This is a genomic window from uncultured Pluralibacter sp. (assembly GCF_913775985.1).
Classification (GTDB): Bacteria; Pseudomonadota; Gammaproteobacteria; order Enterobacterales; family Enterobacteriaceae; genus Pluralibacter.
Genome location: NZ_CAJYMB010000087.1, coordinates 1 through 12,538 on the forward strand (window position 1 = coordinate 1; position 12,538 = coordinate 12,538).

A 12,538-nucleotide genomic window follows, 5' to 3' on the forward strand; every position below is an offset into this window, starting at 1 on the left:
TTAAGCAGTAAGCCGGGGTACTAAACCGGTGGTTACAGAAGTATTCGGTGGAGCGGTAGTTCAGTCGGTTAGAATACCTGCCTGTCACGCAGGGGGTCGCGGGTTCGAGTCCCGTCCGTTCCGCCACCCTATTTAGGGGCGTAGTTCAATTGGTAGAGCACCGGTCTCCAAAACCGGGTGTTGGGAGTTCGAGTCTCTCCGCCCCTGCCAGATAAGAAAAAACCTTAGCAAACGCTAAGGTTTTTTTTTGCCCGTAATCTGCGCTCTCCTACCCCTACCATCCGGGTTTGCAACCCTCAGTCGAAAATACTCACTTTAAGAAGCTCTTTAATTTGCGGCTGTTTGTCGCTGTTCTGCAGCCAAATGGCATATAGCGGACGCGACAGGATCGAGCCGTCCGCCACCATATGCAAATCGCACTGCGCGTCAGCCCATTTTGACGGAAGCCAGGAATAGCCGTTTAGCGCGGCCAGCTGCTGCCGTACGAGCTGTGCTGAGCTGGTTGTCAAAAGAGGAATATCGTCAGGTGCAATAAGGCCAGACTCATGCTGCTGAAAATCGGGACCCCACTCGAGGCGCAGATAGTTCATATCCGATTTCGTCTTTGCTGGCCCATCGCAGTACAGGCCTAGTGTGAAATTCCCCAGCAGCTGGCTGCCAAACTCATCCATCTTTGGTGCTTCGGTAGTGATCAGCAGATCCAGCTGCCGCTCGTGCAGCTGCTTAACCAGCGACTGGCGCTGCGCAATGCGGGCTTCGAACTGAAGTGCGCTCTGCGCCCGGTATAGCCGGCCGAGCCACGTATTAAGCATGCACTCCCACAGAGAAGCGCTGGCACCTATAGAAAATTCATTGTGCCGTGAGGTATTCGCCACCTCTTTACGTGCAGCCTGCCAGGTACTCATCAGCGTCTCGGCATAAGGCAGCAGCTTCTCTCCGGCAGGCGTCAGGCGAATATTATTCCGGTGGCGGGTGAAGAGGTTCACGCCCAACTGATTCTCCAGCTGACGGATGCGAAAGCTAACGGCTGACTGAGTAAGATAAAGAGCTTCTGCCGCCCGGCCAAAATGGCGAGTCTTACTCACTTCGAGGAAAGTTTTTAGCAATTCCGTATCCACAGCCGTCTCCACAATTTTATTTGTCGTAATGATTTAAATCTTTTGTTTTACACTCTGTCAAGCGTAACTAATACTCCGCGCCATAAATAGCTCAGCCAAAGAATTAGGAGCGTGCAGGATGGCGGATAGCTTTACGACAACTAATCGTTTTTTCGACAATAAACATTATCCCCGCGGGTTCTCGCGTCACGGTGATTTCACCATCAAGGAAGCGCAATTACTGGAGCGCCACGGTTACGCATTTAACGAGCTGGATCTCGGCAAGCGTGAGCCGGTAACCGAAGATGAAAAACAGTTCGTTGCCGTATGCCGCGGCGAACGCGAGCCGGTAACTGAAATTGAGCGCGTGTGGACCAAATACATGTCGCGCATCAAGCGGCCGAAGCGTTTTCATACGCTGTCAGGCGGCAAGCCGCAGGCCGACGGTGCTGAAGAGTACACGGAAAGCGAAGATTGATAATAAGGGGCGTTGGCCCCTTTTTTACGCCATCATTTTCTGCAAATGAAGCAGCAGCCGCTCAACTGCCCGATAACTTAATGCCTCCTGCAGGTGCATTCGTGAGATTTGCCCAGCATCCTCCAAATCGGCAATGGTTCTGGAGACTTTTAGCAGCCTTTGCCAGGCGCGAATAGACAGCCCAAGCCGAACCAGCGTCTGTTCAAGCCAGACGGCATCCGCATCACTCAATGCGCAGAAGGTCTTGATTTGCGGATTACCCAGTAACGCATTCAGAGTCCCTTGCCTTGCGAGTTGTCTCTCTCTGGCGATCAGAACGCGTGCTTTTACCTCCTTACTGCTTTCACCCGCGGCCTGTGGCTGACTTAGTAATCCTGCGGGCGGGAGCGGTATCTCTAGTGAAAGATCGAAGCGGTCAAGAAAGGGGCCCGACAGCCTCCCCAGATAACGCATGGTTTGCTCCGGAGTACAGCGATTGTGCGTACCCTGATAATGTCCGGTCGGGCTTGGGTTCATAGCGGCAATAAGCTGAAAGCGTGCCGGATAGCTGATTTTTGCCCGGGTGCGGGAGATGTGCACTTTGCCTGACTCTATCGGCTCTCTTAATGCATCCAGTACCCGACGCTCAAACTCAGGCAGCTCGTCGAGAAAAAGAATGCCGTTATGGGCTAATGAGATCTCACCGGGCAGAGGGATTGCGCCACCGCCAACCATCGCCGTGAGCGACGCGCTGTGGTGCGGCGCGCGAAAAGGGCGCTTCTGCCACTGATGCTGAACACGCCCCGCATTGACGAGGCTTAAAATAGCCGCACTCTCCAGTGCCTCGTGATTGCTCAGGTCGGGGAGCAGGCCCGGTAGGCGGCTGGCCAGCATGGTTTTTCCGGTACCCGGCGGCCCGATGAAAAGCAGATTGTGGCCGCCCGCGGCCGCTATCTCCAGCGCGCGCTTCCCCTGCTGCTGGCCGATAACATCGCTGATGTCCGCCTCGTCGTCCACAAGGCAGTCTATCAACTGCGGCTGCGGGTGTTCGAGCGAGGCCTTTCCCTCCAGGAACGCGCATACCTCCAGCAGATGGCTGGCGACAAAGCAGTTTGATCCCTCAATGAGTCCGGCTTCGGATCCATTCTCTGCCGGCAAAATCATCTGTCTGCCGGCAGAGATAGCCTCCATCGCGCCGGAGATGGTGCCGCTGACGCCGCGTAATGCCCCCGTAAGAGCCAGTTCGCCCATCAACTCATACAGATTGAGCCCTGGCGCTTTGAGCTGCTCAGAGGCTGTCAGAAGCGCAATGGCGATAGGCAGGTCGTATCGACCTCCCTCTTTCGGCAGATCCGCCGGTGCAAGGTTAATCGTAATTTTCTTTGCCGGAAATTCGTAGCCACTGTTGATAACCGCGCTACGTACTCTGTCCCGTGATTCTTTAACCGCCGTCTCCGGGAGGCCGACGAGCGTTAATCCGGGGAGACCATTGCTGATATGCACTTCAACGGTAATGAGCGGCGCATTGACGCCGAGTGCTGCACGTGTATAAACAATCGCCAGTGCCATAACATCCTCCAGGCAGGCACTGTAGAGCGGGTAGTAGATAAGTACCACAAGCGACATTGCCGATTACGGCGATGATTCCGCACTTTTTTCGTTATTTCCCTGACGTACGTGATATTTGCGCGCACGATCGCACAAAGAATAGATGTTTAAATCTTTAAAATCTTTCATCATGCCTTTTTGTTATATTTAACAATTGATTAGATAAATAGTGTTAATAACTCAACGCGCAAGGTTATAAAAAAATCTTGTGATCTTTGTAATGTCTGTGGTAACTCTTTAGGTATTCCTTCGAACAAGATACAAGAAAAGCCAAGATGAAAGCCCTTCTACGAGTGATTAGCCTAGTCGTGATTAGCGTGGTGGTGATTATTATCCCACCGTGCGGGGCTGCACTTGGACGAGGAAAGGCTTAAAGATCAGGCCTTAACGAACTAAGACCCCCGCACCGAAAGGTTCGGGGGTTTTTTTATGACCTAAAAATATCAGCGAGCGGCAGAGAAGCGGTATCAGCATAAAATTCTGTTTCTCCAAAAATGTGACGGGAAAATGACTATGAACGGGGCTCAGTGGGTGGTACATGCGTTGCGAGAGCGGGGTGTCGATACGGTTTTCGGCTATCCGGGTGGCGCAATCATGCCAATTTACGATGCATTGTATGACGGCGGCGTCGAACACCTGCTGTGCCGGCACGAACAGGGGGCCGCGATGGCCGCGATCGGCTATGCGCGGGCCACCGGTAAAACCGGTGTATGCATGGCCACCTCCGGCCCGGGGGCAACCAATTTAATTACCGGGCTGGCGGATGCGCTGCTCGACTCTGTGCCGGTGGTTGCTATCACCGGACAGGTCTCTTCGCCCTTTATCGGCACCGATGCTTTTCAGGAAGTTGATGTGCTCGGCCTGTCTCTCGCCTGCACCAAGCACAGCTTTCTGGTGCAGTCCATGGAAGAACTGCCGCGCATCATGGCTGAGGCTTTTGAGCTTGCGAACTCGGGTCGTCCGGGCCCGGTTCTGGTTGATATCCCGAAAGACATTCAGCAGGGCAGCACCAGTTTCGAGCCCTGGCTGTCCACCGTTGATGAGCCGTTTTCATTCCCGCACGCCGATGTCGCTCAGGCAAAACAGATGATTGCCGCTGCCGGCAAACCCGTTCTGTATGTGGGCGGCGGTGTTGGCATGGCGCAGGCGGTGCCCGCGCTGCGCGAGTTCCTTGAAGTCACCCGGATGCCGGCAACCTGCACGTTAAAAGGGCTGGGCGTAGTTGACGCTGACTATCCCGGGTATCTGGGCATGCTGGGCATGCACGGCACCAAAGCCGCGAACCTCGCCGTCCAGCAGTGTGATTTACTGATTGCCGTCGGCGCACGCTTCGATGACCGGGTGACCGGCAAGCTGAATACCTTCGCGCCCGACGCAAAAGTTATCCACATCGATATCGATCCTGCGGAACTCAACAAGCTGCGCCAGGCGCATGTTGGCTTACAGGGCGATTTAAACGCTATTCTGCCCGCGCTTCAGCAGCCGTTGGCGATTGATGGCTGGCGACAGCACGCGGCGGATATGCGTCGCGAGTTCGAATGGCGCTACGATCACCCGGGCGAGGCTATCTACGCGCCCCTGTTGTTAAAGCAGCTCTCCGCGCGTAAAGCGAAAGATGCCGTTGTCACCACCGACGTTGGCCAGCATCAGATGTGGTCCGCGCAGCACATGACCTATACGCGGCCGGAAAATTTTATTACCTCCAGCGGCCTCGGCACGATGGGCTTTGGTTTACCGGCCGCCGTCGGCGCACAGGTTGCACGCCCGGACGATACGGTTATTTGTATCTCCGGTGACGGCTCTTTCATGATGAACGTGCAGGAGCTCGGCACCGTTAAGCGCAAACAGCTGCCGCTGAAGATTGTGTTGCTGGATAACCAGCGTCTGGGAATGGTTCGCCAGTGGCAGCAACTCTTCTTCCAGGAGCGTTACAGCGAAACTACGCTCACCGACAATCCCGACTTCCTCACGCTGGCCAGCGCCTTCGGCATTCCGGGCCAGCATATCACCCGTAAAGACCAGGTTGAAGCCGCGCTCGACACCATGCTGAACAGCAAAGGGCCCTATTTGCTTCACGTCTCAATCGACGAGCTTGAGAACGTCTGGCCTCTGGTGCCGCCCGGCGCCAGCAATGCAGAAATGCTGGAGAAATTATCATGATGCAACATCAGGTCGCTGTGCAGGCCCGCTTTAACCCTGAAACGTTAGAACGCGTGCTGCGCGTGGTGCGCCACCGCGGATTTCAGATCCGCGCCATGAATATGGAAACGGCTGCCGACGCGCAAAATATAAATATTGAATTGACCGTTGCCAGCCTCCGCCCGGTCGAATTACTGTTTAGCCAGCTAAGTAAGCTGGTCGACGTGGCCTGCGTCGAGATTTTGCAACACGCAACAACATCACAACAAATCCGCGCCTGAGCGCAAAAGGAAGAAAAATGACGACGAAAAAAGCTGATTACATCTGGTTCAACGGTGAGATGGTTCCGTGGGGCGAGGCCAAAGTACACGTGATGTCACACGCGCTGCACTACGGTACATCTGTGTTTGAAGGTATTCGCTGCTACGACTCGCACAAAGGCCCGGTGGTTTTCCGCCACCGCGAGCACATGCAGCGCCTGCGCGATTCAGCCAAAATTTACCGTTTCCCGGTGTCTCAGAGCGTCGATGAATTAATGGAAGCCTGCCGTGAAGTCATCCGTAAAAATAATCTCACCAGCGCCTACATCCGCCCGCTGGTTTTTGTCGGCGACGTGGGCATGGGCGTTAACCCGCCGGACGGCTACAGCACCGATGTGATTATTGCCGCCTTCCCGTGGGGCGCCTATCTCGGTGCAGAAGCGCTGGAGCAGGGCATTGACGCAATGGTCTCTTCCTGGAACCGCGCCGCGCCAAACACCATTCCGACGGCGGCAAAAGCCGGTGGTAACTATCTTTCGTCCCTGCTGGTCGGCAGCGAGGCGCGCCGCCACGGCTATCAGGAAGGTATCGCGCTGGATGTGAACGGCTACATTTCCGAAGGCGCGGGTGAAAACCTGTTTGAAGTGAAAGATGGCATCGTGTTCACCCCGCCGTTCACCTCTTCCGCGCTGCCGGGCATTACCCGCGATGCCATCATCAAGCTGGCAAAAGATCTGGGTATTGAGGTTCGCGAGCAGGTGCTGTCGCGCGAGTCGCTGTACCTGGCTGACGAAGTCTTTATGTCCGGTACCGCCGCGGAAATAACCCCGGTGCGCAGCGTTGACGGTATTCAGGTGGGCGAAGGCCGCCGCGGTCCGGTGACCAAACGCATTCAGGAAGCATTCTTTGGCCTCTTCACCGGTGAAACGGAAGATAAATGGGGCTGGTTGGATCAGGTTAATTAAGATTAAAAATGGGGACGGCACGCATCGTCCCCCTAATGAGACAGACGGGAGTAAAAAGAGCATGCCTAAGTATCGTTCCGCCACCACCACACACGGCCGCAATATGGCGGGTGCCCGCGCGCTGTGGCGCGCAACCGGGATGACCGACGCCGATTTCGGTAAGCCGATTATCGCCGTGGTTAACTCCTTTACCCAGTTCGTGCCGGGCCACGTGCATCTGCGCGATCTCGGTAAGCTGGTTGCCGAGCAGATTGAAGCCGCCGGCGGCGTGGCGAAAGAGTTCAATACCATCGCGGTGGATGACGGTATCGCAATGGGGCACGGGGGCATGCTGTATTCACTGCCGTCGCGCGAGCTTATCGCCGACTCCGTGGAATACATGGTTAACGCACACTGCGCCGATGCAATGGTGTGCATCTCCAACTGCGACAAGATCACCCCGGGGATGTTGATGGCCTCCCTGCGCCTCAACATTCCGGTGATTTTCGTCTCCGGCGGCCCGATGGAAGCCGGTAAAACCAAGCTTTCCGATCAGCTGATCAAGCTCGACCTGGTGGATGCGATGATTCAGGGTGCTAACCCGAACGTGTCCGACGAGCAAAGCGACCAGATTGAGCGATCTGCCTGCCCGACCTGCGGCTCCTGTTCGGGTATGTTCACGGCTAACTCCATGAACTGCCTGACGGAAGCGCTGGGTCTGTCGCAGCCGGGTAACGGCTCGCTGCTCGCCACTCACGCCGACCGCAAAGAGCTGTTTATCAACGCCGGCAAGCGGATTGTCGCGCTGACTAAGCGCTACTACGAGCAGGATGACGACTCTGCTCTGCCGCGCAACATCGCCTGCAAGTCTGCTTTCGAGAATGCCATGACGCTGGACATTGCGATGGGCGGTTCGACCAACACCGTTCTGCACCTGCTGGCGGCGGCGCAGGAAGCGGAAATCGACTTCACCATGAGTGATATCGACAAACTGTCCCGCAAGGTGCCGCAGCTGTGTAAAGTGGCGCCCAGCACCCAGAAATACCATATGGAAGACGTTCACCGCGCCGGCGGCGTGCTCGGCATTCTCGGCGAGCTGGATCGCGCCGGTCTGCTGAACCGCGACGTGAAAAACGTTCTTGGCCTGACGCTGCCGGAAACGCTGCAGCGCTACGACGTCATGCTGACCGACGATCCGGCGGTAAAAGAGATGTTCCGCGCTGGTCCGGCGGGCATCCGCACCACCCAGGCATTTTCGCAGAACTGCCGCTGGGATACGCTCGACGACGATCGCGCCGAGGGCTGCATCCGCTCGCTGGAGCACGCCTACAGTAAAGATGGCGGGCTGGCGGTGCTGTACGGCAACTTCGCGGAAAACGGCTGCATCGTGAAAACTGCGGGCGTGGACGACAGCATTCTGAAATTTACCGGCCCGGCGAAAGTCTATGAGAGCCAGGACGACGCGGTCGACGCGATCCTTGGCGGCAAAGTAGTTGCCGGCGACGTGGTGGTTATCCGCTACGAAGGGCCAAAAGGCGGCCCGGGTATGCAGGAGATGCTCTATCCGACCACGTACCTCAAATCCATGGGCCTCGGCAAAGCCTGCGCCCTGATCACCGACGGGCGCTTCTCCGGCGGCACCTCCGGGTTATCCATCGGTCACGTCTCTCCGGAAGCGGCCAGCGGCGGCAACATCGCGCTGATTGAAGATGGCGACCTGATTGAAATCGACATCCCGAACCGCGGTATTCAGCTGCAGCTCAGCGATCGCGAGATTGCGGCCCGCCGCGAAGCGCAGGAGGCCCGGGGCGACAGCGCCTGGACGCCGCGCGATCGCCAGCGTCAGGTTTCCTTCGCCCTGCGCGCCTACTCCAGCCTTGCCACCAGCGCAGATAAGGGCGCGGTGCGCGATAAATCGAAGCTGGGAGGCTAACAATGGCCGAGTCCCAGCCGCTATCTGCCGCCCCGGAGGGGGCGGAGTACCTTCGGGCCGTGCTGCGCGCGCCGGTGTATGAAGCCGCGCAGGTAACGCCGCTGCAAAAAATGGAAAAGCTCTCTTCGCGCCTCGGCAACGTGGTGTTGGTCAAGCGCGAAGATCGCCAGCCGGTGCACAGCTTCAAGCTGCGCGGGGCCTACGCGATGATGGCCGGACTGACGGAAGAGCAAAAGTCGCACGGCGTGATCACCGCCTCGGCGGGCAACCACGCCCAGGGCGTGGCATTTTCCTCTGCCCGACTCGGCATCAAAGCGCTGATCGTCATGCCTGTCGCTACTGCGGATATCAAAGTGGACGCGGTGCGCGGCTTCGGCGGCGAGGTGCTGCTGCACGGCGCGAATTTTGACGAAGCGAAAGCAAAAGCCATCGAGCTGGCGCAGCAGCAGGGATTTACCTGGGTGCCGCCGTTCGATCATCCGATGGTAATTGCGGGGCAGGGCACGCTGGCGCTGGAGCTTATCCAGCAGGATGCCCATCTTGACCGCGTATTCGTGCCGGTGGGCGGTGGCGGTCTGGCGGCAGGGGTTGCGGTGCTTATCAAGCAGCTGATGCCGCAGATCAAAGTCATCGGCGTCGAGGCAGAGGACTCCGCGTGCCTGAAGGCGGCGCTGGACGCGGGCGAGCCGGTTGACTTGCCCCGCGTCGGGCTGTTCGCGGAAGGCGTCGCGGTTAAGCGCATCGGAGACGAAACGTTCCGCCTGTGCCAGGCGTATCTGGACGATATTATCACCGTCGACAGCGATGCTATCTGCGCGGCGATGAAGGATCTGTTTGAGGACGTTCGCGCCATCGGCGAACCGTCCGGCGCGCTGGCGCTGGCGGGCATGAAGAAATATATCGCTCAGCACAATATTCGCGGCGAGCGGCTGGCGCACGTGCTGTCGGGAGCCAACGTCAACTTCCACGGCCTGCGCTATGTTTCCGAGCGCTGCGAGTTGGGCGAGCAGCGCGAAGCCCTGCTGGCAGTCACCATCCCGGAAGAGCAGGGCAGCTTCCTCAAGTTTTGCCAGCTGCTGGGCGGGCGCTCGGTGACCGAGTTCAACTACCGTTTTGCCGACGCGAAAAACGCCTGCATTTTTGTCGGCGTGCGGCTCAGCCGCGGCGTAGAAGAGCGTAAAGAGATCCTGAATCTGCTCCACGACGGCGGCTACAGCGTGGTGGATCTTTCTGATGATGAAATGGCGAAGTTGCACGTGCGCTACATGGTGGGTGGCCGCCCGTCAATGCCGCTGCAGGAGCGGCTTTACAGCTTCGAGTTTCCGGAATCGCCCGGCGCGCTGCTGAAGTTTCTCTATACGCTGGGCACCCACTGGAACATCTCCCTGTTTCACTACCGCAGCCACGGCACCGACTACGGGCGCGTGCTGGCGGCATTCGAACTCGGCGAGCACGAACCGGACTTTGAAACCCGGCTCAACGAGCTGGGCTACGACTGCCACGACGAAACAAACAACCCGGCATTTCGCTTTTTCCTCGCCGGTTAAGGCCCGCCTGCCGGTTAATTGCCCGGCAGCAGGTGCCAGAACGCATCAATCAGCGGCTCGTGCAGCCGCTTTTTTTGTACGCACACGCCCAGCTCGAACGGTGTTTTCTCGTCGCTGCGCTCCAGAATCATTACCCTGTTGCGCACCGGCTCCGGGCTGTTTTCCAGCACGATTTCCGGGATCAGCGCCACGCCGCAGCCCAGCGCCACCATTGAGACCATCGCCTCGTGTCCGCCTACCGTAGCGTAAATCGACGGGTTGCTGATTTTGTGCCGTCGGAACCACAGCTCGATGCGCCGCCGCACCGGCCCCTGATCGGGCATGATAAACGGTACCGTCGCCCAGTCCGGCTTCTCCTGGGTGACCTGAGTACGTACCGGACAAGGCAGCGCCGGGGCAATCAGCACCACCGCCAGATTTTCGAGGATTGAAAAGGCCACTGCGCCGGGTAGGGTTTCCGGCTTTCCGGCAATCGCCAGATCGGCTTCGCCGGTCACCACTTTTTCCATTGCGTCGGCGGCGTCACCAGTGGAGAGCTTAATTTCAACCGAGGGATGCTCGGCCCGGAAGCGATCAAGAATAGGCGGCAGATGGCTGTAGGCTGCGGTAACGGAGCAGAAGAGGTGCAGCTCGCCGGAGAGGGAAGGCCCTTTCTGATCGATAGCGTGGCGCAGCTGCTGATACTGCAGCAGAGTTTGCTGGGCAAACGTGCGCAGTTCTTCACCCGCTTCAGTGAGGGTCACCGCGCGGTTATCGCGTACGAACAGCGGCTGGCCGAGATCCTCTTCGAGGCGCTGGATCTGCCGGGAGAGCGTTGACGGGCTGACGTGCATTGCCCGGGCGCTGCGGCCAAAATGGCGGCTTTCCGCCAGGTGAAGAAACATCTTCAGTTCGCGTAAATCCATCGCTTATCTCACCTGTTTTAATGTTGCATAAGCTGCAATGTGATGTTGTGAATATATCAATTTGCGCAATGAATTTCCTGCTGTAATGTGGGTACATCGTCGCCAGAAGGCGAAACAAATAATAAGCAGCACAACACAACGAGGAATCACCATGGCTAACTACTTCAATACACTGAACCTGCGCCAGCAGCTGGCGCAGCTGGGCAAATGTCGCTTTATGGCGCGCGACGAATTCGCCGATGGCGCGAGCTACCTTCAGGGTAAAAAAGTGGTCATCGTCGGCTGCGGCGCGCAGGGCCTGAACCAGGGCCTCAATATGCGTGATTCCGGTCTGGATATCTCTTACGCTTTGCGCAAAGAAGCGATTGCTGAGAAGCGCGCTTCCTGGCGTAAAGCCACTGAAAACGGTTTTAAAGTCGGCACCTATGAGGAGCTGATCCCGCAGGCGGATCTGGTGGTTAACCTGACGCCGGACAAGCAGCACTCTGATGTTGTGCGCTCGGTACAGCCGCTGATGAAAGACGGTGCGGCGCTGGGCTACTCTCACGGTTTCAACATCGTGGAAGTGGGCGAGCAGATCCGTAAAGACATCACCGTCGTGATGGTAGCGCCGAAGTGCCCGGGCACCGAAGTGCGCGAAGAGTACAAGCGCGGCTTCGGCGTGCCGACGCTCATCGCCGTTCACCCGGAAAACGATCCGAAAGGCGAAGGCATGGCGATTGCCAAAGCCTGGGCTGCGGCCACCGGCGGTCACCGCGCGGGCGTGCTGGAATCTTCCTTCGTTGCCGAAGTGAAATCTGACCTGATGGGCGAGCAGACTATTCTGTGCGGTATGCTGCAGGCGGGTTCTCTGCTGTGCTTCGACAAGCTGGTGCAGGATGGTACCGATCCGGCCTATGCCGAAAAACTGATTCAGTACGGCTGGGAAACCATCACCGAAGCGCTGAAGCAGGGCGGCATCACCCTGATGATGGACCGCCTCTCCAACCCGGCGAAACTGCGCGCCTACGCGCTGTCTGAACAGTTGAAAGAGATCATGGCGCCGCTGTTCCAGAAGCACATGGACGATATCATTTCCGGTGAATTCTCCTCCGGCATGATGGCGGACTGGGCCGAAGATGATAAGAAACTGCTGACCTGGCGCGAAGAGACCGGCAAAACTGCTTTTGAAACCGCGGCGCAGTACGAAGGTAAAATTGGCGAGCAGGAGTACTTCGACAAAGGCGTGCTGATGATTGCAATGGTGAAAGCCGGTGTTGAACTGGCCTTTGAAACCATGGTAGATGCCGGCATCATCGAAGAGTCTGCCTACTACGAATCGCTGCACGAGCTGCCGCTGATTGCAAACACCATTGCCCGCAAGCGCCTGTATGAAATGAACGTGGTTATCTCTGATACCGCCGAGTACGGTAACTACCTGTTCTCCTACGCCTGCGTGCCGCTGCTGAAAGAGTTTATGACCACGCTGCAGGCGGGCGATCTGGGTAAAGCCATCGCCGAAGGCGCGGTAGACAACGCCCAGCTGCGCGATGTGAACGAAGCCGTTCGCGGCCATGCCATTGAGCAGGTGGGTAAAAAACTGCGCGGCTACATGACCGATATGAAGCGTATCGCCGTCGCGGGATAATATACAGTGAAGGTAAAGCCC

Annotated in this window: 11 protein-coding genes and 2 tRNA genes; 10 read left to right on the forward strand and 3 right to left on the reverse strand. The window is 57.5% G+C overall.

Going from position 1 to position 12,538, the window contains the following annotated elements; translation table 11 throughout:
• Nucleotides 1-49 precede the first annotated feature (49 nt).
• Nucleotides 50-126: transfer RNA gene (locus QZ766_RS09105), tRNA-Asp, on the forward strand.
• Between the two features lie 8 nt (nucleotides 127-134).
• A tRNA-Trp gene (locus tag QZ766_RS09110) sits at nucleotides 135-210 on the forward strand.
• Nucleotides 211-296: 86 nt separating this feature from the next.
• On the opposite strand, the gene hdfR is transcribed toward QZ766_RS09110, so the two are convergent.
• On the reverse strand, nucleotides 297-1,130 hold the full coding sequence (gene hdfR, locus QZ766_RS09115) for an HTH-type transcriptional regulator HdfR (RefSeq protein WP_297200496.1): 834 nt from the start codon (nucleotides 1,128-1,130) through the stop codon (nucleotides 297-299).
• Between the two features lie 106 nt (nucleotides 1,131-1,236).
• Here hdfR and QZ766_RS09120 point away from each other — a divergent pair, with 106 nt between their 5' ends.
• Complete coding sequence (locus tag QZ766_RS09120; RefSeq protein WP_297200499.1) at nucleotides 1,237-1,575, forward strand: DUF413 domain-containing protein; 339 nt, start codon at nucleotides 1,237-1,239, stop codon at nucleotides 1,573-1,575.
• 24 nt (nucleotides 1,576-1,599) lie between these two features.
• Here QZ766_RS09120 and QZ766_RS09125 read toward each other — a convergent pair whose 3' ends face one another.
• The gene (locus tag QZ766_RS09125; RefSeq protein ID WP_297200503.1) at nucleotides 1,600-3,123 is read right to left on the reverse strand and encodes a YifB family Mg chelatase-like AAA ATPase; all 1,524 of its coding nucleotides are present in this window, start codon (nucleotides 3,121-3,123) and stop codon (nucleotides 1,600-1,602) included.
• Between the two features lie 314 nt (nucleotides 3,124-3,437).
• Here QZ766_RS09125 and ilvL point away from each other — a divergent pair, with 314 nt between their 5' ends.
• The 6 genes from ilvL (at nucleotide 3,438) to ilvA (ending at nucleotide 9,985) form a co-directional block, all read left to right on the forward strand.
• Complete coding sequence (gene ilvL, locus QZ766_RS09130) at nucleotides 3,438-3,536, forward strand: ilv operon leader peptide (protein WP_015966468.1); 99 nt, start codon at nucleotides 3,438-3,440, stop codon at nucleotides 3,534-3,536.
• Between the two features lie 139 nt (nucleotides 3,537-3,675).
• A complete protein-coding gene (gene ilvG / locus QZ766_RS09135; RefSeq protein ID WP_297200510.1) occupies nucleotides 3,676-5,322 on the forward strand; it encodes an acetolactate synthase 2 catalytic subunit in 1,647 nt (548 codons plus the stop codon).
• A complete protein-coding gene (gene ilvM, locus QZ766_RS09140; protein ID WP_297200513.1) occupies nucleotides 5,319-5,582 on the forward strand; it encodes an acetolactate synthase 2 small subunit in 264 nt (87 codons plus the stop codon). Before ilvG ends, ilvM begins: the two co-directional genes overlap by 4 nt.
• Before the next feature lie 17 nt (nucleotides 5,583-5,599).
• Nucleotides 5,600-6,526: a branched-chain amino acid transaminase gene (locus tag QZ766_RS09145; RefSeq protein WP_297200516.1), complete on the forward strand. Its 927-nt coding sequence runs from the start codon at nucleotides 5,600-5,602 to the stop codon at nucleotides 6,524-6,526.
• Between the two features lie 61 nt (nucleotides 6,527-6,587).
• A complete protein-coding gene (gene ilvD, locus QZ766_RS09150; RefSeq protein WP_297200520.1) occupies nucleotides 6,588-8,438 on the forward strand; it encodes a dihydroxy-acid dehydratase in 1,851 nt (616 codons plus the stop codon).
• Nucleotides 8,439-8,440: 2 nt separating this feature from the next.
• Nucleotides 8,441-9,985: a threonine ammonia-lyase, biosynthetic gene (gene ilvA / locus QZ766_RS09155; protein WP_297200523.1), complete on the forward strand. Its 1,545-nt coding sequence runs from the start codon at nucleotides 8,441-8,443 to the stop codon at nucleotides 9,983-9,985.
• Between the two features lie 14 nt (nucleotides 9,986-9,999).
• Here ilvA and ilvY read toward each other — a convergent pair whose 3' ends face one another.
• Nucleotides 10,000-10,890 (reverse strand): HTH-type transcriptional activator IlvY, encoded by an 891-nt coding sequence (gene ilvY / locus QZ766_RS09160; RefSeq protein ID WP_297200526.1) that lies wholly within the window; start codon nucleotides 10,888-10,890, stop codon nucleotides 10,000-10,002.
• Between the two features lie 151 nt (nucleotides 10,891-11,041).
• Between ilvY and ilvC the strand changes: the two genes are divergently transcribed.
• On the forward strand, nucleotides 11,042-12,517 hold the full coding sequence (gene ilvC, locus QZ766_RS09165; RefSeq protein WP_297200529.1) for a ketol-acid reductoisomerase: 1,476 nt from the start codon (nucleotides 11,042-11,044) through the stop codon (nucleotides 12,515-12,517).
• The last annotated feature ends 21 nt before the right edge of the window (nucleotides 12,518-12,538 follow it).

Bases quoted from the DNA above. Each gene is read 5' to 3' on its own strand.
- ilvA (WP_297200523.1), top strand. From the start codon at position 8,441: ATGGCCGAGTCCCAGCCGCTATCTGCCGCCCCGGAGGGGGCGGAGTAC.
- ilvY (WP_297200526.1), bottom strand. From the start codon at position 10,890: ATGGATTTACGCGAACTGAAGATGTTTCTTCACCTGGCGGAAAGCCGC.
- ilvC (WP_297200529.1), top strand. From the start codon at position 11,042: ATGGCTAACTACTTCAATACACTGAACCTGCGCCAGCAGCTGGCGCAG.
- ilvG (WP_297200510.1), top strand. From the start codon at position 3,676: ATGAACGGGGCTCAGTGGGTGGTACATGCGTTGCGAGAGCGGGGTGTC.
- ilvL (WP_015966468.1), top strand. From the start codon at position 3,438: ATGAAAGCCCTTCTACGAGTGATTAGCCTAGTCGTGATTAGCGTGGTG.
- QZ766_RS09120 (WP_297200499.1), top strand. From the start codon at position 1,237: ATGGCGGATAGCTTTACGACAACTAATCGTTTTTTCGACAATAAACAT.
- QZ766_RS09125 (WP_297200503.1), bottom strand. From the start codon at position 3,123: ATGGCACTGGCGATTGTTTATACACGTGCAGCACTCGGCGTCAATGCG.
- ilvM (WP_297200513.1), top strand. From the start codon at position 5,319: ATGATGCAACATCAGGTCGCTGTGCAGGCCCGCTTTAACCCTGAAACG.
- QZ766_RS09145 (WP_297200516.1), top strand. From the start codon at position 5,600: ATGACGACGAAAAAAGCTGATTACATCTGGTTCAACGGTGAGATGGTT.
- ilvD (WP_297200520.1), top strand. From the start codon at position 6,588: ATGCCTAAGTATCGTTCCGCCACCACCACACACGGCCGCAATATGGCG.